Origin of the sequence: Embleya sp. NPDC005971 (genome assembly GCF_040629175.1) — a bacterium.
In the GTDB taxonomy this organism is placed as follows: Bacteria; Actinomycetota; Actinomycetes; order Streptomycetales; family Streptomycetaceae; genus Embleya.
Map to the genome: position 1 here is coordinate 155,025 of NZ_JBEXUX010000003.1, position 22,076 is coordinate 177,100.

At 73.0% G+C, this 22,076-nt stretch carries 17 protein-coding genes; 7 read left to right on the top strand and 10 right to left on the bottom strand.

What is annotated here, in order from left to right; all coding sequences use genetic code 11:
* Positions 1-88: 88 nt before the first annotated feature.
* Entirely contained in the window at positions 89-2,116 is a 2,028-nt protein-coding gene (locus ABZ374_RS04945) for an acetoacetate--CoA ligase (protein WP_360306203.1), read from the bottom strand.
* Positions 2,117-2,281: 165 nt separating this feature from the next.
* On the opposite strand from ABZ374_RS04945, the gene ABZ374_RS04950 reads away from it, so the two are divergent.
* From ABZ374_RS04950 to ABZ374_RS04965, 4 genes are all read left to right on the top strand, one after another.
* Positions 2,282-3,193, top strand: a complete 912-nt coding sequence (locus ABZ374_RS04950) for a diiron oxygenase (protein ID WP_360306205.1) — start codon at positions 2,282-2,284, stop codon at positions 3,191-3,193.
* Positions 3,194-3,326: 133 nt separating this feature from the next.
* A complete protein-coding gene (locus ABZ374_RS04955) occupies positions 3,327-3,773 on the top strand; it encodes a zinc ribbon domain-containing protein (protein ID WP_360306207.1) in 447 nt (148 codons plus the stop codon).
* Positions 3,770-4,963 (top strand): lipid-transfer protein, encoded by a 1,194-nt coding sequence (locus tag ABZ374_RS04960; RefSeq protein ID WP_360306209.1) that lies wholly within the window; start codon positions 3,770-3,772, stop codon positions 4,961-4,963. Before ABZ374_RS04955 ends, ABZ374_RS04960 begins: the two co-directional genes overlap by 4 nt.
* 103 nt (positions 4,964-5,066) lie before the next feature.
* Complete coding sequence (locus tag ABZ374_RS04965; RefSeq protein WP_360306211.1) at positions 5,067-5,933, top strand: amidohydrolase family protein; 867 nt, start codon at positions 5,067-5,069, stop codon at positions 5,931-5,933.
* An 18-nt stretch (positions 5,934-5,951) separates the two neighbouring features.
* Here the strand turns inward: ABZ374_RS04965 and ABZ374_RS04970 are convergent, their stop codons facing one another.
* Positions 5,952-6,926: an LLM class F420-dependent oxidoreductase gene (locus tag ABZ374_RS04970; protein ID WP_360306213.1), complete on the bottom strand. Its 975-nt coding sequence runs from the start codon at positions 6,924-6,926 to the stop codon at positions 5,952-5,954.
* A gap of 76 nt (positions 6,927-7,002) precedes the next feature.
* Here ABZ374_RS04970 and ABZ374_RS04975 point away from each other — a divergent pair, with 76 nt between their 5' ends.
* Entirely contained in the window at positions 7,003-7,806 is an 804-nt protein-coding gene (locus ABZ374_RS04975; protein WP_360306215.1) for a TIM barrel protein, read from the top strand.
* 28 nt (positions 7,807-7,834) lie between these two features.
* Here ABZ374_RS04975 and ABZ374_RS04980 read toward each other — a convergent pair whose 3' ends face one another.
* Positions 7,835-8,962, bottom strand: coding sequence for a serpin family protein (locus ABZ374_RS04980; protein ID WP_360306217.1), 1,128 nt, complete (start codon positions 8,960-8,962; stop codon positions 7,835-7,837).
* A 98-nt stretch (positions 8,963-9,060) separates the two neighbouring features.
* On the opposite strand from ABZ374_RS04980, the gene ABZ374_RS04985 reads away from it, so the two are divergent.
* Positions 9,061-9,633, top strand: a complete 573-nt coding sequence (locus ABZ374_RS04985; protein ID WP_360306219.1) for a nuclear transport factor 2 family protein — start codon at positions 9,061-9,063, stop codon at positions 9,631-9,633.
* On the opposite strand, the gene ABZ374_RS04990 is transcribed toward ABZ374_RS04985, so the two are convergent.
* The 7 genes from ABZ374_RS04990 to ABZ374_RS05020 form a co-directional block, all read right to left on the bottom strand.
* Positions 9,630-14,180: a hypothetical protein gene (locus ABZ374_RS04990; RefSeq protein ID WP_360306221.1), complete on the bottom strand. Its 4,551-nt coding sequence runs from the start codon at positions 14,178-14,180 to the stop codon at positions 9,630-9,632. The genes ABZ374_RS04985 and ABZ374_RS04990 overlap by 4 nt on opposite strands.
* A gap of 193 nt (positions 14,181-14,373) precedes the next feature.
* Entirely contained in the window at positions 14,374-15,225 is an 852-nt protein-coding gene (locus ABZ374_RS04995) for a hypothetical protein (RefSeq protein WP_360306223.1), read from the bottom strand.
* The gene (locus ABZ374_RS05000; RefSeq protein WP_360306225.1) at positions 15,222-16,769 is read right to left on the bottom strand and encodes a hypothetical protein; all 1,548 of its coding nucleotides are present in this window, start codon (positions 16,767-16,769) and stop codon (positions 15,222-15,224) included. Before ABZ374_RS05000 ends, ABZ374_RS04995 begins: the two co-directional genes overlap by 4 nt.
* An 89-nt stretch (positions 16,770-16,858) precedes the next feature.
* Positions 16,859-18,274 carry a HEAT repeat domain-containing protein gene (locus tag ABZ374_RS05005; protein ID WP_360306227.1) on the bottom strand — a complete coding sequence of 472 codons (1,416 nt, stop codon included), beginning with the start codon at positions 18,272-18,274 and terminating at the stop codon, positions 16,859-16,861.
* A 211-nt stretch (positions 18,275-18,485) separates the two neighbouring features.
* The gene (locus ABZ374_RS05010; protein ID WP_360306229.1) at positions 18,486-18,887 is read right to left on the bottom strand and encodes a hypothetical protein; all 402 of its coding nucleotides are present in this window, start codon (positions 18,885-18,887) and stop codon (positions 18,486-18,488) included.
* 121 nt (positions 18,888-19,008) lie between these two features.
* Positions 19,009-19,239, bottom strand: coding sequence for a hypothetical protein (locus ABZ374_RS05015; RefSeq protein WP_360306231.1), 231 nt, complete (start codon positions 19,237-19,239; stop codon positions 19,009-19,011).
* Positions 19,240-19,563: 324 nt separating this feature from the next.
* On the bottom strand, positions 19,564-21,456 hold the full coding sequence (locus tag ABZ374_RS05020) for a penicillin-binding transpeptidase domain-containing protein (RefSeq protein WP_360306233.1): 1,893 nt from the start codon (positions 21,454-21,456) through the stop codon (positions 19,564-19,566).
* 262 nt (positions 21,457-21,718) lie between these two features.
* Here ABZ374_RS05020 and ABZ374_RS05025 point away from each other — a divergent pair, with 262 nt between their 5' ends.
* Entirely contained in the window at positions 21,719-22,075 is a 357-nt protein-coding gene (locus tag ABZ374_RS05025) for a WhiB family transcriptional regulator (RefSeq protein ID WP_360306235.1), read from the top strand.
* Position 22,076 lies beyond the last annotated feature (1 nt).

A 22,076-nucleotide genomic window follows, 5' to 3' on the forward strand; every position in this document is an offset into this window, starting at 1 on the left:
GACGCGCCCGATTACTCCGCACTACTTCATGTGCGTCATATCGTTGTGCTTTTCCGATGATTACCGGGTGTTGGTGCGGTTCGGCCGTCTACGCCCGCTTCTCCCCCGGCTTCGCCTCCTGCTTGTCCTCCTGTGCGCGGGCCCGCGACCGACCCACCTCGGCGTAGAAGCGGAGCACGTCGAGGTCGTCCACCGAGCCGGGGTTGACCGCGTCCTCCAGGCGGCGGCCCTGGAGCAGCTTCTTGACCGGGATCTCGATGCGCTTGCCGGTGAGGGTGTGCGGCACGCCGGGCGCGGCGATGATCTCGTCCGGCACGTGTCGCGGCGAGACCTCCTCGCGGATCACCGTGCGGATCCGGTTCCGCAGTGTGTCGTCGAGCGTGTGTCCGGGCGCGGTGACCACGAACAGCGGCATCCAGTAGCCGCCGTCGGGCAGTTCCAGGCCCACCACGAGCGACTCGCGCACCTCGGGCAGGCGTTCGACCGCCTCGTAGATGTCGCTGGAGCCCATCCGCACGCCCTGCCGGTTCAGCGTCGAGTCGGAGCGGCCGTGCACGACGATCGTGCCGCGCTCGGTGAGCGTGATCCAGTCGCCGTGTCGCCACACGCCCGGGTAGGTGTCGAAGTAGCTGGCCCGGTAGCGCTCGTCGTTCGGGTCGTTCCAGAAGTACACCGGCATCGAGGGCATCGGTTGGGTGAGCACCAGCTCGCCCACCTCCTCGACCACCGGCCGGCCGTCCTCGTCCCACGCCTCGACCGCGCAGCCCAGCGCGCGGCACTGGATCTCGCCCAGGTACACCGGCAGGTCGGGGCTGCCGCCGACGAAGGCGCTGCACACGTCGGTGCCGCCGCTGACCGAGGCCAGCCACATGTCCGTGTCCACCGCCTCGTAGATCCAGCGGAAGCCGTCCGGCGGGAGCGGCGAACCGGTGGTGCCGATGCCGCGCAGCCGGCTCAGGTCGTGCGTGAGGCGCGGGGTCAGTTCCTTCTTGCGGCAGGCCATCACGTACGCGGCGGAGGTGCCGAACCAGGTCACCTCGGCCCGCTCGACCACGGTCCACTGCGCCTCGGGGCCGGGGTAGCCGGGGCTGCCGTCGTAGAGCACGATCGTGCTGCCCGCGAGCAGGCCGCCGACCAGCATGTTCCACATCATCCAGCCGGTGGAGGTGTACCAGAAGAAGCGGTCGCCCGGGCCCAGGTCGAGCTGGAACGCGGCCTGCTTGAGGTGTTCGAGCACGATGCCGCCGTGGCCCTGGACGATCGCCTTGGGCAGGCCGGTGGTGCCGGAGGAGTACAGGATCCACAGCGGGTACTCGAAGCCGACCTGCTCGAAGTCGAGGTCGGCGGCGGACACGTCCCGGCCGATCGCCTCGGCCCAGGTCAGCACGTCGGCCGGGGCCGGCTCGTCGAGCAGCGGCACATGCAACACGTGTCGCACGGTCGGCAGACCGGCGCGCAGATCGGCGACCACGTCGGCGCGGCGGACCTCCTTGCCGCCGTAGCGGTAGCCGTCCACCGCGATCAGCACGACCGGCTCGATCTGCTGGAACCGGTCGAGCACGCTGCGGGCCCCGAAGTCGGGGGCGCAGGCCGACCAGACCGCGCCGATGCACGCGCACGCGAGCAGCCCGATCACCGCGTGCGGGGTGTTGGGCACGTAGGCCGCCACCCGGTCGCCCGGTCGCACGCCCAGCTCGCGCAGGGTGGCCGCGCAGGAGGCGACCTGACGGCGCAGCTCGGCCCAGGAGATCTCGCGGGGGAGCAGTTCCTCGTCCAGGTGGACGATCGCGGCCCGCTCGGGGTCGCCGTCCTCGACGTGCCGCAGCACCTGCTGCGCGTAGTTGAGGCGGGCGTCGGGGAACCAGCGGGCGCCGGGCATGCTCCGATCGGCCAGCACCACCTCCCGGTCACCCAGGTCCAGCTCGAACCAGTCGCACAGCGAGGCCCAGAACGCCTCGGGCTCGGTGGTCGACCAGGCCCACAGTTGTGCGTAGTCCTCGGCCCGGACGCCGCGTTCGGCGCCGAGCCACTCGCGATACCGGGTGACCGCTGCGGCGGCGACCCGTTCGGCCGAGGGCTGCCACAGCAGCTCGGCCTGCTCGCTCGATTCCGTCATGTCGTAAGTCCCCTCCGCGCGATGTGCCCCCCGACCCTGCCATCTCCCGCCCCGGCGCGCATCCCCCGGGCGGGTCGCGAAAGGATCTTCGTGGCCACTCTGGACGCGCCGCGCCGGACGCGGGATGTTACCGACGGGAAACAAGTCCGGCAGAGGAGGCCCCGCATGCCCGGCACGCACGGCATCGGCACCGACCGCGAGCGCGTCGCGGAGCGGCTGCTCGCCGCGTCACACGCGCACGCTTTCGACCCGATCACCGACATCGACTGGGACGCGCCGCTGGTCGACGGCGCGTTCTTCCTGCCCGCGCACCGGGTCAGCCTGTACGGCACGCCGATCTGGGAGCGGATGAGCGAGCGGCAGCGCATCGACCTGTCCCGGCACGAGGTGGCCTCGATGGCCAGTGTCGGCATCTGGTTCGAGGTGGTGCTGATGCAGTTGCTCATCCGGCACGTCTACGACCGTCCGCTGACCTCGCGACACGTGCAGTACGCGTTCATGGAGATCGCCGAGGAGTGCCGGCACTCGACCATGTTCGGCCGGTTGATCGAGAAATTGGACTGCCCCGAGTACGGGCCCGGCCCGTACGCGCACGCGGCCGCGCGGGCGATGAAGACGTTCGGTTCGGGCGTGCAGGCGTTCGCGATGGCGTTGATCGCGGAAGAGGTGCTGGACACGATGCAGCGCGAGATGACGGCCGACGAGTCGCTCCAGCCGATCACCCGGCAGACCGCGCGCATCCACGTGATCGAGGAGGCCCGGCACGTGCGCTACGCCCGTGACGAGGTGGCCCGGGGCGCGCCGCACATGTCCGGGGCCGAGCGGGCGATCACCCGCCTCGCGCTGGCCCGGGCCGCGCACATCATCGCCACCCGTCTGGTGCATCCGGGGGTATACGCGGCGGTGGGCCTGGACCCGGCCGCGGCGCAGCGGGCGGCGCGGGCGAATCCGTATCGGCTGGACGCCCTGGGCCACTGGTCGCGGCGGCTGATCGCGTTCTACGACGAGCACGGTCTGCTCGGCGGGCCGGGGCAACGGCTGTGGCGGGCCTCGGGACTGATGGGGCGTCGGATATAGCGGCCGAGTGCGCATCCGCCGCGCGGATGTGACCGTAAATACCCCGGTCGGGTTGGCGCCCGGAACTGACGATCCGTCAGACTGTGGTCCGTACACACATCGGACGAGACGGCCAGACGAGTTGGAGGGCCCCGTGACGAAGGACCACAAGCCCGTGGTCCCCGGTTGGTTCACCACGTCCGGGGAGGACTTCTCCCTCCTCGGCACCCGGTGTACCGCCTGTGGGACCGTGTTCTTCCCGCGCCAGGAGACGTTCTGCAGCAACCCGGCGTGCGCCGGCACCGAGTTCGCCGAGGTGCCGCTGTCCCGGCGCGGCACGGTCTGGTCCTACACCAACGCCGGCTACCGCCCGCCGGCCCCGTTCGTATCCGACCCGGACACCGAGTGGCAGCCGTTCACCATCGTCGCGGTGCGCCTGGAGGCCGAGGGCCTGATCGTGCTCGGCCAGGGCGCGCCCGGGGTCGGCGTGGACGACCTGAAGGTGGGCGTCGAGGTCGAGATCGTGCCCGGCGTGCTGTACGAGAACGACGAGCACGTCTACACGACGTGGAACGTGCGGCCCGTGGAGGTCAAGGCATGAGCACCGACCGCGAGATCGTCGTCCTGGGCGCGGGCATGCACCCGTGGGGCAAGTGGGGCCGCAACTTCGTCGAGTACGGCGTCAAGGCCGCCCAGGACGCGCTGAAGGACGCCGGGCTGGCCTGGCAGGACATCCAGTTCGTGGCCGGCGCGGACACCATCCGCAACGGCTACCCGGGCTTCGTCGCGGGCGCCACCTTCGCCCAGGCGCTCGGCTGGACCGGCGCGCGCATCTCCAGCTCCTACGCGGCCTGCGCGTCCGGCTCGCACGCGATCGCGAGCGCCCGCGCGCAGATCCTCGCGGGCCTGTGCGACGTCGCGCTCGTGGTCGGCGCGGACGCGGCCCCCAAGGGCTTCTTCGCGCCGGTCGGCGGCGACCGCCCGGACGACCCGGACTGGGTGCGCTTCCACGTGCTCGGCGCCACCAACCCGGCCTACTTCGGGATGTACGCGCGGCGCCGGATCGACCTGTACGGCGCCTCGGTCGAGGACTTCGCCCGGGTCAAGGTCAAGAACGCGCGCAACGGGCTGGCCAACCCGAACGCGCGCTACCGCAAGGCGTTCACCCTGGAGGACGTCGCGGCCTCGCCGATCGTGTGCGACCCGCTGCGGCTGATGGACATCTGCGCCACCTCCGACGGCGCGGCTGCGGTGGTGTTGTGCAGCAAGGAGTTCGCCGCCCGGCACACCACGTCCCCGGTGCGGATCTCGGCGGTCTCCACGGTCACCCCGACCTTCCCGAGCGCGCTGATCGAGCTGCCCGACATCGCCACCGACTCCTCGGTGGCGGTCGCGCCGAACGAGTTGTCCTTCCGGGCGTCGCTGGCCCACGCGGCCTATCAGGAGGCGGGCATCGGCCCGGAGGACCTGAGCCTGGCCGAGGTCTACGACCTGTCCACCGCGCTGGAACTGGACTGGATCGAGGACCTGGGCATCTGCGCGCGCGGCGAGGCGGAGAAGCTGCTGCGCGACGGCGCGACCGAGATCACCGGCCGCATCCCGGTCAACGCCTCCGGCGGCCTGGGTTCGTTCGGCGAGGCGGTGCCGGCCCAGGCGATCGCCCAGGTCTGCGAGCTCACCTGGCAGTTGCGCGGCGAGGCGGGCGAGCGCCAGGTGCCCGGCGCGACGGTGGGCATCACCGCCAACCAGGGCCTGTTCGGGCACGGTTCGTCGATCATCGTCACCCGGTAGAGCGCACTCGGATCCATCGAAACGGTCCCGGGGTCGGCGGGGTTCTCGGCACTGCCGATCCCCCTCGACTCCGGGATCGTTTCCGTTTCAGCGGAGGGTTTGTATGGGATTTGCGGACGGTATCGGCGTGGTCGACCTGCTGATGGGCCTGCCGAACCGCGATCGGCGCTGGTGGGCCACCGCGATGGCGGGCACGTTGCGGGACCAGGACAGCCGGACCGGGATGACCCACCCGGCCGGGTACATGTTCAAGGACCTGCCCGAGATGGAGCGCACCGACTCCTCGGCCGAGGACCTGCTGCGCGAGATGGACCGGTTCGGCGTCGAGAAGGCGCTGATCCCGGTCTCGTTCGAGGACCCGGACACCCTGGAGGCGGTCCGCCGGCACCCGGATCGGCTGCTCGGCAGCTTCCAGGTCGACCCCACCGACGTGATGGCGGGCGTGCGCGGTCTGCGCCGGGCGCGCGAGGAGGCGGGGGTGGTGGCCGCGACCTTCTTCCCGTGCGGGTGCACACCGCCGGTGCCCATCGACGACCGGTTGGCCTATCCGCTCTACGCGACCTGCGTCGAGCTGGGCCTGCCGGTGTTCGTGAACGCGGGCATCCCCGGCCCCCGGGTGCCGGCCGCCGCGCAGGAGGTGATGCGCTTCGACCGGGTCTGCTACGACTTCCCCGAGCTCACCGTGGTGATGCGGCACGGCGGCGAGCCGTGGTGCGACCTGGCGGTCAAGCTGATGCTCAAGTGGCCCGGGCTGCACTGGTCCTCGTCGGCCTTCGCGCCCAAGCACTACCCGCGCGCGATCGTCGACTACGCGAACACCCGCGGGGCCGACAAGATCCTGTACGCGGGCTACTTCCCGTACGGCCTGACCCTGGATCGCATCTTCGCCGAGTTGCCCGGGGTCGGGTTCAAGGACGAGGTGTGGCCGAGGTTCCTGCGCACCAACGCGCTGCGGGTCCTGGGGTTGTGACCGGGCGGGCCGGGCCGGTCATCGCGCCCGGGGCGCCAGCGCCAGTGCCGCCCGGATCGGGTCGGCGCCGGGGCGTGGGTCGACGATCGCCAGGACCGGCACCGTGACGCCCGCCTCGACGTAGCGGGCGATCCCGGCCCGGCAGCGGTCGGGGCCGCCGTGCACGATCAGGTCGTCCAGGACCGCGTCGGGGACCAGGTCGAGGGCCCGTTTGCGGTCGCCCTCGGCCCAGGCCGCCCACATCGGCGCCAGTTCCTCGGCGCGGCCCAGCCAGCGGTGGAACTCGGCGTAGACCGGCACGGTCAGGTAGCTCGTAATCATCCGCCGGGCGATCGCCCGCACGGTGTCCCGGTCCTCGATCGGCACCACGAAGATCCGCGCGACGATCTCCTTGTCCGGCCCGCCCTCGTGCACGTACGGCACCACCCGCTCGACGTCCGCGGCGGAGAGCCAGTTCAGGATCGCGCCGTCCGCCTCCCGCCCGGCCAGCCGCAACATCCCCGGGCGCAGCGCCGCGACCAGGATCGGCGGCGGGCTCTGCGGCGGCCGGGACAGCCGGAAGCCGCGCACCGAGAACGTCTCGTAGTCCCGACTCACCTTCTCCCCCGCGAACGCCGCGCGCAGGAACCGCACGGTGTCGCGCACCCGCTGGTACGGCCGGTCGAACCTCGCCCCGTTCCAGCCCTCGACGATCGGCGCGGACCCGGCGCCGATCCCCAGGTGGAAGCGCCCCGGAGCCACCTCGGCGAGCGCCGCCGCGGTCATCGCCAGCGTCGCGGGGCCGCGGGTGTACGGCGAGACGATCGCGGTGCCCAGGCGCACGTTCGGATCGGCCAGGGCGGCCACGGTGAGCGGGGTGAAGCCGTCCGGGCCGTCCACTTCGGCCGACCAGAAGTCCGTGTAACCGGCCGCGCACAGTTCGCGCAACAATCGCGGCTGGTCGGCGAGCGGCGCGTTCAGCGGAACGGTGATGCCGTATCGGGACTGGCTCATGCGTGCTCCTCCGCGGTCCTGATGGTTGATCAGGACTACCACAACCGGCCGAATACCTGATGTACCGTCAGATGCCATGTCGACCCTGTGCCTCAACACGTTCGCCTTCTCGCCGTTCGCCGGGACGAAGGAACCCCCGTCCCTGCCCGAGCTGTTGGCGGCGGTGCACGACGCCGGGTTCACCGCGATCGGCCTCGACGTGTTCTCCGTGCTCGGCTACGGTCGGCCGCTCGCCGAACTCGCCGCCGAGGTGGCGGCGGCCGGGCTGCGCTGCCCGGAGATGCTGGGCTTCGTGGTCGACGCGGACGAGGCCGCCGCGTTGGCCGGGGCGCGGCAGGTGGCCGAGGCGTGCGCGGCGTTCGGCGCCGACTTCGCGCTCGGGATGGTCATGCTCGCGCCCGACGCGCGCTGCGCGGACCTGTTCGCCCGCTGCGCCGAGATCATCGCGCAGGCCGGGGCGCGCGCGGCGGTCGAGTTCCTGCCGTTCACCCCGGTCGCCACGATCGCCGACGCCCGCACCCTGGTGGCGCACGCGGGGACCGCGAACTCCGGTGTCCTGGTCGACGCGTGGCACTTCTTCCAGGGCGCGGACACCTGGGCCACACTCGACGCGTTGCCGGTCGCCGAGATCGCCTACGTGCAGATCGACGACCACCCCGAACTGCTGCCGCCGGGCGCGGATTTCTACACCGAGTGCATGTCGCGACGGGTCTTTCCCGGCGAAGGGGTGTTCGAGCTCGGCACGTTCCGGGACGCGCTGCTGACCAAGGGGTACGACGGGCTGGTCAGCGTCGAGGTGATCAATCCTGGGCTGGTCGGGCTCGGCGCCGCACCGTACGCACGCACCGCGCGGGCGGCGGTGGCACGGCACTGGGCCTGACGAGCGGGCCGATCACCTCGATCCGCCGTCACAACCCCTGATCGGGCGCGTCCCGCGGCGCCGTGGCCTGGAAGGCCGCGAACAGCGGTACGTAGCCGGACGCGTCCATCACCACGCACGCGAACGGCCGATCGAAGGCCACCAGCCGCCGCACCGGTTCGGGCTCGTGGCTCATCCAGTCCAGCGTGACCGTGGTCAGCGCGGTGGCCTCGACGCCCTCCTCGGCGATCCGCAACAGCGACTCCTGGACCACCTGGTCGATCCGCACCGGCTCGTCCGTCATGCCGCCGAAGTCCGCGTCGTCGGTCGACGCGGTCCGCACCCCCAGGTCGATCAGGTGCGGCAGCACCTCCAGCCGGGTACGCAGCTCGAAGCGCGGCAGCCGCACCTCGACGTCCTCGCCCTCGTACGCCTTTCCCGTGTCGCGCGGCGCCCACGCGGCGGTGATCACCGACGCCGGCGGCGCGTGCTCCGGGCCGAGCGCGAACCGCACCCGGGCGGGCTGCTCCCCCGCGCACACCAACTCGACCACGGTGACCTCGCCGTCCCGGCCGGAAATCGTCCACACCTGGGAAGCCGGCACCTCGCGGTGCATCGTCGGCACCGGGGTACGGGTGCCGTCGGCGGCGTGGAAGTGCCGGTCGTGCGTGCGCGCGACGTCGAACTCCTCGTGCCAGCGGGCCCGCAGCGCGAGCGCGTTGACCAGGACCACACGCGTCCACGCGTCGAGTTCGACGGGTATGCGCTCGATCAGCCCGTCGGTGGCCCGGGCCACCCACGCGTCCAGCTCGGCCTGCGCCCGCAACGCGCCGAACCCGATGCCCGGCAGCGCCGCCCGGAATCCCTCGCGCAGCGGCACCGCGCTCCACACCCCGGTCGCCACCGCGAGCGCCTCGGTGCCGGCCAGGTCGCGCGCCACCGCGCTCACCACCGGCGCCGACTCGCGCCACGCCAGGCCGACCAGATCGGCGAGTTCCTCCGCGGTGTCGCCCTCCGCTCCGGTGGCCACCGCCGCGAGCACGAGCCACAGACCGGTCGGCGAGCACACCACGTCGCCGCCGGCCCCCCGCACCCCGGGGTCGCTCAACATCGAGTCGAGCCAGCGCGAGGCCAGCTCCCGCACGGTGCCCGCGTGTTCGCGCAGAGCCGGTTCCATCTGATCACCCTCGTCGTCGCCGCGTCGTCGCCGCCCGGAACTGTTCGGTGTCCCCCGGCCGGCCGGATGTATGCCTCCCGACCGTAGTGTCGTGCGTCATGAACGACTTCGGCAGGGACCTGGAGCTGCGCAGGCTGATCGACCGTCAGGCCATCCACGACGTGGTCCTGCGCTACTGCCGGGGCATCGACCGGATGGACCTGGACGCCGTCCGCGCGTGCTACCACCCCGACGCCACCGACGAGCACGGCAGCTTCATCGGGACGGTGGACCAATACCTCGCATGGATCGGGCGATTGCTCCCCCGGTACACCTCGACCATGCATCTCACCGGCAACCACCTGGTGGAATTCCGCGACGACACGCCCGATCTCGCCCGTTCGGAGACGTACGGGACGGCCTTCCATCGCAGCGCCGACCCGGCGCCCAGCGGCAACCTGATCACCGGCTTCCGCTACATCGACGACTTCGCCCGACGCGAGGGCGTGTGGCGGATCGCCCGCCGGGTGGCCGTCACCGACTGGGTCCGGGTCGACGACGCCGCCGGACAGTGGCCGGTGCCCGAGGGCATGCGCACGGGCCGACGGGACCGCACGGACGCGGTGTACGCGCCCTTTCCCGCCGGCCCGGCCGGCGCCTTCGACCCGTCCGGCCCGCCCGACCCGCGCTAACCGATCGGCTCCGCGGCGGTCTCGGGCGGTCGGCGAAAGACCCGGGTCGCGTGGATCTCGCCGACGATCTGCGGCGCGTCCGGATCCTGCGGCACCGGCAACCCGGGCCGCAGGTGCTCCTCGACCGAGATGTACTTGAGCCCGGCACGCAGGTCCGCATCGTTGCGCAGCCGCACCACCAGCGGGAACTCGGCCAGTGCGGTGGTATCGAACAGGCCCGTCGTGTACACCAGTTGCACGCCGAGCGCGTCCGCGACCGCGCGCTGCAACTCCAGCAGATAGGACGCGTTGGCCCGCCCGATCGGGTTGTCCAGGAACAACGTCCCGGCGTGCCGGTGCCGGGCCCGACCACGATCGTTGCTGCGCAGCGCCGCCATCGTGCAGTACAGCGCGATGGCCGCGGTGAGCAGTTGCCCGCCGGAGAACACGTCGCCCATCTGCCCCACCGGCACCCGCTCGGCCCGCAGCACCGAGTCCGGCTTGAGGATCTCCACCTGCACCCCGCGCGGGCGCAACGCCGCGTGCACCCCACGCAGGAGCAGCGTCATCCCGTCCCGACGCACGCCGCCGACCGTGCCGTCCCGGCCACGCTTGATCGTGCGCGTCGCCTCGTCGACCACCTCGCCCAGCGCCTCCACCAGGCCCGCCGCGTCCGGCTCGTCGAACCGGATGCGCAGGAACTCCTGGCCGGACCACTCGCCGAGTTCCTCCGGCAGGCGGGACAACCGCTGGGCCGCGCGCAGCGTGGTCAACGCGGCCTCGACCATGCCGCGCATCCGGTCCACGATGCTGTCCCGGTTGCGCTCGATCTGGCGCAGTTCGTCGGTGAGTACGCGCAGCCGCGGTGCGAACGCGGCCGACCACGCGGGCGCGTGCTCGGCCAGCGCGGCCGGCGGCAGCTCCCGGATCTGCTGCCGGGCGGGCATCCGGACCTGCTCGAACCGGGCCGCGCCCGCGTGCCGCACGAGCGTCTCGGTCCGGTCTCGGACCTGGGCCTCGGCGGCGGACAGGTCGGCCGCGGCCGCCCGCAGCGCGCGCCGACACGTGGTCGCCGCGTCCCGCGCGTCGGCGACCGGGCCCGCGAAGGGGATGGCGGGCGGCTGCTCGGGGTCCACCGGCACGGCCGGCAGCGTGTCCGTGAGCGAGGCGGCCACCTCACCGAAGGCGCCCGCCGCGTGGTCGGCGTCGGTGTGCTCGCGGGCCAGCCGGCCGTGCGTCTCGCGGGCCCAGGTCAGCGCCTCGGTCCGGGCGGCGTGCTCGGAGCCGGCGGCACGCAGCAGTTCCAGCGCGTGCGCGCCGTCCCGGGGCCGCTGTTCCTCGGGCAGGTCCAGGTGATGCTCGCGGCCCTCGGCCGGCGCATGCCGCTCGACCTCGCCGCGCAGTCGGCCCAGCAGTTCGCTGGCCGCGTCGGCCCGACCCTCCAGGGTGCGTACGTGATCCTCGGCGCGGCCGGCCGCGGCCAACCGGGACGGACCGTCGGAGCCGTCGAAACCGTCCAGGAGCTCGGCCGCCTGACGACGCACCTTCGCACTGAGCCGGTCCAGCGTGCTCTGCGCGGCGGACTCCTCGCTCTCCGCCCGGGCCTGCTCGGCGCGCAGGTCGGCGCCCACGCCGACCTTCTCGTAGAGCGCGCGGGCCGTGCGGTACGCCTCACGCAACGCGGGCAACGACGCACGCGCGGCGGCCTCGTCGGCCGGCACGTCGGCGACCTGCTCCTCCAGCGCACCGGTGATCTCGGCCCGCTCCTCACGCAGCGCCCGCGCGGTACGCCGGGCGTCGTCGGCGGAGCGCTGCGCCTGCCGGCGGTCCTCGTCGGCGGTCCGGGCCAGCGTACGGTCCGCCTCGACGCCCGCCTCGTGTTCGCCGGTCTCCTGTTCCAACTCGCGAATGCGGCGCCCCCAGCCGGCCCGCTCGCGCAGCCGAAAGGCCAGCCCGGCCAGCGCGTCGGCCCGCCGGCGCGCGGTCTGCGCGGCGTCCATCCGCCGATCGCGGCGATCCACCGCCTGCGCCCGGGCCTGCTCGGCGCTCACCGCGGCGATCTCCGCGGCCTCGCCCGCGGCCTGCGCGGCGGCCAGTTCGAGCCGCGCGTCGGTGACCGCCTCGAACAGCGCGTCGAGCCGCCCCGCCGGACACGCGGCCCGCCAGGTCGCCAGCCGCCCGGCCAACGCCCGGTCGCCCTCCAGGCGCGCGGCCCGCACCCGGATCGCCTCCTGCCGCTCCCCCGCCCGCCGGCGCAGCGCGTCCCGCTCGGTGTCGGCGGCGCGCTCGTCGTGCATCGCCGGGTTCGGCGGCACCAGGAACGTGTCGGGGCGGTCCGGGCCGGGTTCGAGCAGCGCCTGTGGCGTGCCCACCGCGACCGCCGAGCGCGGCAACAACGCGGCCTCGGCGAGCACCTCCGCGGCCCGGCCCATCGCGTCGTGCATGGTCACGATCACGCCGTCGACCAGCTCGGGCCGGGTCGCAAGCACCGCCGAGTGCCGCTCGGCGGGCACCGACTGGGCCAGGTAACGCCAGCCCGGCAGCGCCGGAATGCCGTGCTCGCCCAGGAGTTCGACCGCGGCCAGCACGTCCGATCCGGCGGGCAGCAGACCGCCGTCGCCCAGCGCACCCAGGATCCGCGAGTCGTCGGCGGCGCCGGTGCGCAGTTGGAACAGGGTGCGCTCGCCGTCGGTGACCGCCTCGGCGAGCAGTTCGCGCAGCACGTCGGCGGCCCGGTCGAAGGCCCGCGCGGCCTGCTCGCCGACCGCCTCCTCCGCGTCGGGACCCAGCAGTTCGCGCACCCGCGGCTCGGCCGCCAGCGCCGCCGCGTTCGTGTGCACCGCGGCCAGGTCGGCCTCGGCCACGCCCAGCCGGTCCGCCGCCCGCGCCGCGACCAACTCGGCCCGCCCGCGCGCCGACTCGGCCTCGCGCACTCCCGCGGCGAGCTGTTCGGCGCTCGCCCGGGCCTCGGCCCACGCGGCGGCGGCCTCCTTCTCCTCGTCCGAGGCGTGCGCGGCGGACTCGGCCGGATCACCGTCGTCGTCGAGCCAGCCCGCCTGCACCGCGAGGTCGAGCTCGGCGCCCACCTCGGCGAGCCGGCCGCGCAGGTGCGCGGCCTCGCTGCGGGTGCGCTGCGCCTCGGTCGCCGCGGTGGTGGCGGCCCGTTGGGCCCGCTCGCCGCGCTCCTGCAACTCGGCGGCCCGGCGCTCCTCGGTGTCCGCCCGGCCCTCGGCCCCGGCGGCGGCGGCGTGCAGCGCCCGCACCAGCGCGCCGGCGGCCTCCTGGCGGGCGGCCAGCGCGGGCGCCGCGTCGCGTTCGGCCGCCCGGATCGCCACGTCCACCCGCTCCGCGCGGTCCACCGCCGCCCGGTGCCGCAGCACCGCCTCGGTGGCCAACCAGGCCGAGTGCAGCCCGCGGGCGTCGCCCAGTTCGCGCTTGAGCCGCGCGGCGTCCTTCTCCGCGCCGGTCAGCCGCATCCCGGCGTGCCGGTGGGTGATCTCGGCGGTGACCAGCGCGGCATGCGCCCGGGCCCGGTCGGCGGCCTCCACCGCGGCGCTGGACTCGGCGGCCCGGCGGGCCAGTTCGGCGGCCCGTTCACGCTCGCGTTCGGCCCGGGCGCCCAGTTCGCGGCCGAGGCCGCGCGCGGTGTCCTCGGCGCCGCGATGCGCCGCCCGCACCCGGGTACGCCGGCCGGCCGCCTCGCCCACCGCGTCGAGCAGTTCGACTGCGCCTTCGACGAAGTCCCGCTCGGCGGTCAGTTCGGCCCGCTGGGCGAGCTTGACCGCGAACCCGTTGACCAGGTCGGCCAGCCCGTCGGTGTCGGCCGGATCGGAGACCGCGCGCAGCAGCAGGTCGACGAAGTCCGCGTCGTTCTTGACCGCGAACAGACCCGCCGCCTCACCCTCGTCGGCGTTCATCTCGCGCTGGTAGCGGAACAGTTCGGGATCCAGGCCGAGCGCGTTCAGGTGCTCGATCCAGCGGTCGTGGATCTCCTCCCACACCACGTCCACGTCCGGGTAGACCTTGTGCAGTTCGCTCATCGCGTCGCGGAAGCCGCGCATGGTCCGCCGCCGCCCGCCGACCTGCACCGGCAGCCCGTCCAGGGTGAGCCCGGGGCCGGGCCGGAACGAGTACCAGCTCTCGGCGAACTTGCGCGGGTCCGAGGAGACCTGGCGCCCGCGCCACTCGCTGACCTTGCCGACCACGACCGTCTCGCCGGTGAGCACGTGTTGCCATTCCAGCGCGACGTGCCCGCAGTCGTCGGCGAGCAGGAACTTGCGCAGCACGCCCGAGCTGGCGCCGCCGAGCGTGTTGCGGTGTCCGGGCAACATCACCGAGAAGATCAGCTTGAGCAGGACCGACTTGCCGCCGCCGTTCTCCAGGAACAACACGCCCGCCGGCGCCGGTCGGCGCGGCGGCCCGACCGGCTCGCCCTCGAAGAGCTGCGCCTGCCTGGGCGCCGGATCGGGCACGGGCGCACCGACGCCGCGCAGGTCGAGCACGGTGTCGGCGTAACGCGCACCGGCGGGCCCGATGGAAAACAGGCGGACCCGGGACAGCTCGTACATCGGCGGTCAAATCTCTCTGGTCGAAGCACAGGACAAGACATCACACAAGGGAGGGTCGTCCGACGGACGATCTCCCGGCGGGGAAAACACCCGACGGTCGGGGCACCCGGCGCCCGCGGACCGCACACGACGGACCGGGTTCGCCGCCGGATCGGCCCGAAACGGCCCGGCCCGACGCCGCGACGACCGGGGGTCAGACCCCGTGGAAGGGCAGGCCGGCGCCGGGCGCCAGCTCGCCGCCGTCGATCGCGGCGGCCAGCAGACTCGGACTGCCGTCGGTGACCGCCACCACACCCAGCTCCAGCAGCTCGGACATGGCCGCCGAACCGGCCGTGTCGCGCACCTGGAGCTGATAGCGGGCGGTGCTGCGGTACGTACCGCCCGCGTCGTCGGAGACCCGCTGCAAAAAGCCCGAGTCGACCAGGAACGCGACCGCCTTGGCCACGATCCCGATGGTGGACGCGGCCAACCTGCGGGCGTCCTTGGTCGCGCCGGTGGCGCTGCGCCGGGCGTAGACCCGCCAGGCCGCCTCCAGGCCGGGGCCGTCCACCTCGGGGTCGCTGATCTCGCCGCGCTGCTCGGCGCGTTCCTCCAGCCGCAGGCAGGCCTGGCGCACGAAGGCGTCCACGCCGTGCACGCTGAGCCGGCCCACGTAGGCGTCGTCGGCGAGGTCCTCGGGGCGCGGGAAGGCCATCGCGGCCACCGCGAGGTGGGCGAGGCCGTGCAGGAACCGGTCGGCCGACTCGGTACCGGCCCGGCGCGCGTAGTCGCCCATCCGGACCGCGAACACCGAGTCCTCGCCGGCGGTGACCGCCATCCCGGCGCGCGGCGACACCTCCAGCACCACCAGCCCCAGCCCGGCCGCGACCGCCCCGGCCAGCGCGGCGAAGCGCGGGTCCTCCCGGTGTCTGCGGATCAGGTCGCCGTACTCGGCGTCGCGCGCGGGCAGCAACTTGGGCTGGAGCCCGAAGGCGACCAGCCGGGCGGCGTCGCCGACGTCGGCCGAGGTGATCGGCGCGGCCTCGGTGACCGTGTCGTGGTTCATGCGGGGGTGGGCCCTTCCGGCTCGGGTCGCGCGCCGGTCAGGACCGCCGTGCCGATGATCAGGTCGGCGCCGCCGACCTCGTGGTCGTCGAGTTCGGTGCCGTCGTCCACGGCCACCAGGAGGGTGCGATCGCCCTGGCGCAGCGCCGTGCCCACCGGCGGGGAGGCCGCGTGGAAGGCGAGCAGCGCGACCAGGTAGCCGAGGTCGGGATCCCCTTCGCGGGCCTCGGCGAGCAGCCCGGAGAGCCGGCGTGGGGTCTCCGGCGGGATGTCCAGGAGCCGGGCCGCCGCGTCGTGCTGGCTCTCGCTGTAGCGGCTGTCGTCGGGGGTGAGCGAGACGTCCGGCTCGGGCAGTTCGGCGCCCAGGTGGTCGCGCGGCGCGGGCGGGGTGAGCAACATCTCGGTCAGGTCGTGCAGCCGCACCGCGACCGGCGTGCGCAGCCCGGTGCCCGCGGCGAAGAACCGGTCGCTCACCCGCCGCGCGTCGCCGACCGGCAACTCCAGGAGCGGGCCCAGCAGTTGCCCGTAGAGGTCGAGCCCGGTACGGGTGCTCGGCGCGGCGAACGCCTGCCGGTCCTGCTCGGCCCGGAACAGCGGGCCGGCCTCCATCAACCGGGTCTGCAACTGGGTGTGCCGCCGGATGCAGTCCTGCACGATGTCGACCAGTTCGGCCGCACCGCGTTTGCGCTCGCTCTCCTCGGCCTCGTCCCGGGCCCGCCGGATGTTGATCAGGATCGCGTTCTCGTGCCGGTAGCGGTCGGCGACGTGCTCGAACGCCTCGTCGATCAGGTCCGGCACGCCCTGCAACCAGTCCACCGCGCGCACGTTGCGCCGGGTCGCGTCCAGCGCGCGGCGCAGCGATTCGGCGTACTGCACGGTGCGGTAGCGGGCCTGTTCGGCGGCGAACCTGGCCTCGGCCAACCGGCCGCGCCGAATCAGGTGTTCGAGCTTGACGTCGGCGGCGATCTGGGCGCTGGTGACGTCGGTGTCCAGTGCGCCGACCAGGACGTTGATCGCCTCGTCGGTGGCGCGCAGAAAGATGTGCCCGTCCGGGCCGGGGACCTCTTCGAGCAGTTTGAAGTCGTAGTCGCGGCGGATGTATTCACCCTCTCGGGTCCACATCCCGTAGACCGCGCGAAAGCCGCGGTCCACGCTGCCGACGTTGATCAGGTTCTCCAACACCCAGCGCGCGACCCGTTCGTACTCGGCGGGGTCGCGCCCGGGGGCCTGCGCGGCCACCCGGGGGCGGAGCCGGGCCACGATCTCGTCGTGGTCGGCCCCGGTGTCGAAGTCCATCGTGATGGTGACCAGGTCGATCGCGCTGAGACCGAGCTCGGCCATCGCGTAGACGGTGTACTCGCCCGCCAGGTTCGCCTTGCGCGCCTCGAGGTCGTGCAGCGGCGCGGTACAGGCGAGGGCCTTGAGGCGGCGGGCGAGCCCCTCCTCGGTCACCCCGGAGCGCGGGTGTGCCGCGCCCGGGGGCAGCGCCGGGCCGGAAGTCGGCGGCGCTTCCCCGGGCAGGCCGGCTCGGGCGGGAACGGTCATGGGAGTAAAGCCTAGGACGTCTCGCCGACAGGTTCGGCGCCCGCCCGCGCCGGAGGGGGCCGAACGGGCGCGGGGCGGCGGGTGTGCGGCTACATCTCGCTCAGCCTGGCCAGGGCGGCGGTGCGCACGTCGTCCTGCTCGGCCGGGTCGCCCGCGAGCCGGCGCAGTCGCGTCACGGCCTCGGGGCGGCGCGCGTCCACGTGGCGCGCGGCGATCAATCGGGTGTCGGCCTGGCAGTCCCACAGGGCTTCCACGGCCGTGTCGGCGGCGAACGAGGGCTCTATCCGGGCCAGCGTCTGCACCGCGCAGGCGCGCAGGCCGGCGGACGCGGCCTCCTGGTAGACGCCCTTGACCAGGTCGAGCGCGTCGACCAGGGCCAGCCGCCCGATGCCGGCGACCAGGTCGCACAGGCGGAAGTGGTCGGCCTGATCGGTGATCGGGTCGCCGACGCGCATCGGCGCGGCCACCCGGGTGCGCAGGGCGTCCAGCAGGATCGGCCCGTCGACGGCTTCCCCGGCGCCGGCCAGTATCCGCACCGCGACCTCGCCGAGCAGGTCCTCGCGGCCGGCCCAGACCCGGGCCCGGGCGACCGCGGCCGGGCTGCGCAGGCCGCCGATGGCGTGCGCGGCGGCAAGCCGCACCCCGGCCGGCGTCTCCGGCGCGAGTGCCCCTTCGGCCAGGTCCAGGAGTGCGCCGTCGCCCTGTTCGCCGAGGTATCTCAGCGCGGCCGATCTGGCGCCGTCCGGCCCGGCCCACGCGGCGGCCAGGATCGCGCCGCGGTGCTCGGGCCCGGCGACCGCGCTCAGCCGTCGTCCGCACGCGAGCGATTGTCGGGGACCGTCGGCGGCCTCGGCGAGCACCTGGTCGACGGTCTGCGCGGGCGCGGTCGGCGGCCCGGTCGGGATCTTGATCGAGCGGGTCAACTCCCACCGCCACCAGTCCAGGTCGACCTGTTCCACGACCGCGCGCACCCGCTCGTCCTCGGCCGCCCAGACCCGCCACGGGCGCATCCCGGTGGAGCGCTTGACGCAGTCGTAGAGCTCGTCGTCCTCGCCGCGCTCCAGGACCACCTCCAGCAGACCGGCCAGGGCCGTGTCCTGGCCGACCGCGGCGAGCCGGTCCAACGCCTCCGCCCAGTCGCGGCCCTCCTCGACGTACGCGCGCAGCAGCGCGGTCGCGTCGGCGCGGCCGAGACGGGCGAGGGTGCCCAGGACGGCGAGCGGGAGCGCGGTGCGGTCCGCGTCCTCGTCCGTCCAGTCGTCGTCGCACAGGAGATGTCGGGCGAGGCCGTCGAGACCGGCGTCGAGGTCCGTGTACAGGCGTGCGTAGTACAGCGACCGCGACTCGGTGGCCGGAACGGCACGGGGATCGCGGACCACACAGCCGTCGAGCGCGTCGAGCACAGCGACGCGGTCGGCGACGAGGGCCCGCCGGGCGCCCTGACCGTGGCCGCTGCGGAGCAGGCCAAGGAGAGCGTCATGCGAGGTGATGACCGGATCGAACATGCCGCAAGCATCGGTGGCCGGCAACCCTGGAGCAACAGGATTTAGGACACATGTACCCGTTGCCCGTTGTTTCGGGGAAACCGTGTTGCCGTTTCGTCACCGCAAGCTATGGACTGTACCGTCCACGTTCGCGCGTTCGCCGCCCGGGTGTGCCCGGACGTGCCCCGCCCGGCGTGCGCCGGCGCGTCACGCGCGCCCGACCGGGACCGGCTCACTGCTGTTTGGGCACCTGCACGCGCGGTCGATCCCGGCGCACGATGCCGTAGTCCTGGCCGTCGAGCGGGCCCAGTACGCTCGCGGGCACGAACGACTCCATCGCCCAGGCCCTGGTCTGCACGTCGGCGGCGAAGCCGTACGCCCCCCAGACGGGCCAGCGCACGCGGGCGCGCCAACTGCCGTCCCGGTACTGATGCCAGCTCACCAGGGTGACCTCCAGGTGTTGTCCGTCCGGGAGGAGCATCCGTACCCGCGGGCCCGTCGGGCGCGGATCCGCCTCCTTGCGGCGCCCGCCGGCCGGGCCGAAGGGCGGCTCGCGGCGGCCGGCGGCACCGGGCGCGCGAGTGGGCGGATCGCCGGCGGCCGTACTCGGTTCTGTTGCGGTCTTGCTGCTCACGCGGCCATTGTGCGGCGCGAGCGCGGCCCGCCGGCCCGAAAGCCGCCGCAGCACGCCGACGTCCCACCCGTACGGCGCACGGGGCGCCACGCGAGTGGGACGGGCACGGTGGTGAGATCCGTCAGGACACCACCCGAAGCTCGGCCGGAGCGACCACGCTCAGGCCCAGCATCGCGGCCAGATCCTCCACCAGATTCACGGCTTGGTCCGCGGTCAGTCGTTCGACCGTCCACTCGGTCGTGGGACGGCCTTCGGCGTCGGTGTGCGGACCGAACCTCAACTCGATCGGACGATCCGCGTCGGCGGAGGGCAGCACCGGAACCCGGGCCACCAGGGTGACATTGTTCGACATGACGTCGACTCCCTTCGGAGAGCGAAAACGATCGCCGCTGTCATTGCCGGTCACCACTCACGCTCGCATCGCCTACGGACCGTGTCCAGGTGTCTCCGGAGGCACAGGGAGCGCACAAGGCGCGTCCCGACGCACGAGACGGCCCCGACGCACGATGTGCGCCGGGGCCGTCTCGTCGATCGTGTGGGGGAACTCCCCCGCAGGTGGGTGAAATCGCCCCTCGTGCGGGGGAACTGCCCCTGCTGCGCAAGCTGACCGGCGCGGACGATCCGGATCGCCCCCGAGCGGGGGAACTGCCCGACACCGCACCCGATCACGGGCGGATCAGCCGAAGAAGGCCTTCACCACCGGTCCCGCCGCCGAGCCGCCGGACTTGCCCTTCTCCACCAGCACCGCGATCGCGACATCGTCCTTGAACGCGATCATCCAGCCGTGCGTGAGGGTCTCGCCCTTCTCGTCGAACTCGGCGGTGCCGGTCTTGGCACCGACGGTGCCCGGGATGCCCTGGAGCATCTTGCCCGAGCCGTTGGCCACCACGCCCTGCATCAGCGCCTTGAGCTGACCGGCGATCGCCGGGTCCAGATCGTGCGAGGGCACCCGACCGGGCACGTCGTCCGGTGCGAGCACCGGCTGGTTGAACTTGCCGGAGGCGATCGTCGCCGCGACCGAGGCCATCACCAGCGGACTGGCCAACACCCGGCCCTGGCCGATCATCGACGCGGCCTTGTCGTTCTCGCTGTTGGCCGCGGGCACCGAGCCGTCGAAGGTCACCGTGCCGACGTCCCACTTGGCGCCGATCCCGAACTGATCGGCCGCCAGCTTGTTCAGCGTGTCGTTCTCGATCTTCGACCGGTTGCCGATGAACGCCGTGTTGCAGGACTGCGCGAAGTCGTCCTGGAAGAGCGCGTTGGGCATCGGCTGGAGACCGTCGTAGTTCTTGAAGGTCTGGCCGTTGACCACGAGCGTGTTCTCGCACGGCACCTTGTCGGTCGGCTTGAGGCCGGCCCGCAGCAGCGCCCCGGAGGACACGGTCTTGAAGGTCGAGCCCGGTGGGTACCGACCGGTGAAGGCACGATTGTCGCCGTTGGCGGGGGTGTTCGCGGCGGCCGAGATGCCTCCGGTCTTGGCGTCGATCACCACGATCGAGGCGTTGTTGCCGCCGGTGACCGCCTTGAGCGCCTCCTCGGCCCGCTTCTGCGTGTTCGGGTCCAGGGTGGTCTTCAGCGGCTCGGACGGCTTGCCCTTGACATCGACCAGCGTGGTCTTCTCCGAGCCGGCGGCGTCCACGATGCTGATCTTCAGCGCGGCGGTGCCGGCCAGCTTCTTCTCGTAGCGATACTGCAGACCGGAGGCGCCCACCGAGTCCGCGGAGGACGCGCTCGGGTCGGCGTTCTTGAGCAGGTCCGCGTTGTCGCCGGAGCCGACGGTGCCGACGATCTGCTTCGCCACGTCGCTGGCCTGCTGGGTGCTCTCCTTGACCTGTATCCCGCCCAGACCGGCCAGCTTGAGCTGGCCGTTGCCGTCCCACTTCTCCTTGCGCAGGGTCACCAGAGGCAGCGACTGGTTCGGATCCGCGGCCGCGACCCGGGACTTGAGCTTGGCTATGTCCAGGTCGAACAGCGGGTCGGCGAGCGCGGCGTACAGCGCGTCCGGGTTGGTGATCTTGGCCGGCCACAGGGACAGCGCCACCACCGGCGTCGAGGTGGCCAGCGCCTTGCCCGAGCGGTCCAGGATCTCGCCGCGCTTGGGCAGCGTGCGGTCACGCTTGATCTTGCCGGTGTCGGCGAGTTGCGGGTGCACGATGGACTGTGTCCAGTGCACGGTGGTCTTGCCGTTCGCGGTGACCACCGGGACGGTCGACTCGATCTTGACCGGGTCGGTCACGCCCTTGAGGGTCAGCGTCGCGTTGTAGCTGAGTGTGGCGGGCGCGTTGTCCTTGCCCTTGGTGTACGTACCGGGCTTGTACTCGGCCTTGACGATGCCGAGCTGCTTGCCCGTGGTATCCAGTCCCTGCTGTGCCGTGGTGGGGTTGTCCGTGAAGGACGCGGCCTTCGGCAGATCGCCGCTCTGCCACGCGGTCAGGAAGTTCCTGGCCGTCGTCTCGGACGTGTCCTTCTTCTCGTCGCCGCCGCCGCTGCACGAGGTCAGCGCGGCCACCACGACAACGGACAACGCCAACGGCACGGCCGACGGGATCCGCCGCATCTTGCTGCCCACCAGATTCCTCCCGAACGTCCACGAACCCCCGGCAGCCCGCCGGAGGTCTTCGATCACGCTACCCGGACCGCCGGCGGGCGTCGGCCATCGGGCAGGCGTACGGCCGACTTGTGACCTGGTTGTTGAGGTGCCCGAAACACCCCGGGTGAGGGATCGCCCTCAACCCTGGGCGAACGGGAGCCGAATTCCCGGCGGGAGGAAACCGGTCTCCCACCCGGTGCGTCGGTAGGAGCATGAGGGTCCGCCGGGATGGGGACCCGCGTTGACCGTTGGCACCGTCGAGCAGGAGGAGAACGGGGCGATGGGGACCACACGGATCGCCATACCGACACCACCGCGTTACGGGTGGCAGGAGGACGCGGCATGCAGGGGCCTGGACGCCGGGCTCTTCTTCGGTGACGACCAGGAGCGACCCGGCGAGCGCCGGGCCCGCGAGCGGGTCGCCAAGAAGGTCTGCATCTCCTGCCCGGTGCGGCGGCGCTGCCACGAGCACGCGATGTCGGTCCCGGAACGCCGAGGTGTGTGGGCGGGTCTGGGCGAGACCGAACGCGCCGCGCTGTTGCGCGAGCAGGAGCAGGAACACGAGCACGAGCGGGAGAAAACCACGACGGCGGCCTGAC

Excerpts from the sequence above, each read along its gene's own strand:
- ABZ374_RS04990 (WP_360306221.1), bottom strand. The coding sequence starts at position 14,180 with ATGTACGAGCTGTCCCGGGTCCGCCTGTTTTCCATCGGGCCCGCCGGT.
- ABZ374_RS04965 (WP_360306211.1), top strand. The coding sequence starts at position 5,067 with ATGGGATTTGCGGACGGTATCGGCGTGGTCGACCTGCTGATGGGCCTG.
- ABZ374_RS04995 (WP_360306223.1), bottom strand. The coding sequence starts at position 15,225 with ATGAACCACGACACGGTCACCGAGGCCGCGCCGATCACCTCGGCCGAC.
- ABZ374_RS04985 (WP_360306219.1), top strand. The coding sequence starts at position 9,061 with ATGAACGACTTCGGCAGGGACCTGGAGCTGCGCAGGCTGATCGACCGT.
- ABZ374_RS04960 (WP_360306209.1), top strand. The coding sequence starts at position 3,770 with ATGAGCACCGACCGCGAGATCGTCGTCCTGGGCGCGGGCATGCACCCG.
- ABZ374_RS05005 (WP_360306227.1), bottom strand. The coding sequence starts at position 18,274 with ATGTTCGATCCGGTCATCACCTCGCATGACGCTCTCCTTGGCCTGCTC.
- ABZ374_RS04980 (WP_360306217.1), bottom strand. The coding sequence starts at position 8,962 with ATGGAACCGGCTCTGCGCGAACACGCGGGCACCGTGCGGGAGCTGGCC.
- ABZ374_RS04950 (WP_360306205.1), top strand. The coding sequence starts at position 2,282 with ATGCCCGGCACGCACGGCATCGGCACCGACCGCGAGCGCGTCGCGGAG.
- ABZ374_RS05015 (WP_360306231.1), bottom strand. The coding sequence starts at position 19,239 with ATGTCGAACAATGTCACCCTGGTGGCCCGGGTTCCGGTGCTGCCCTCC.
- ABZ374_RS04970 (WP_360306213.1), bottom strand. The coding sequence starts at position 6,926 with ATGAGCCAGTCCCGATACGGCATCACCGTTCCGCTGAACGCGCCGCTC.
- ABZ374_RS04945 (WP_360306203.1), bottom strand. The coding sequence starts at position 2,116 with ATGACGGAATCGAGCGAGCAGGCCGAGCTGCTGTGGCAGCCCTCGGCC.
- ABZ374_RS04975 (WP_360306215.1), top strand. The coding sequence starts at position 7,003 with ATGTCGACCCTGTGCCTCAACACGTTCGCCTTCTCGCCGTTCGCCGGG.
- ABZ374_RS05000 (WP_360306225.1), bottom strand. The coding sequence starts at position 16,769 with ATGACCGTTCCCGCCCGAGCCGGCCTGCCCGGGGAAGCGCCGCCGACT.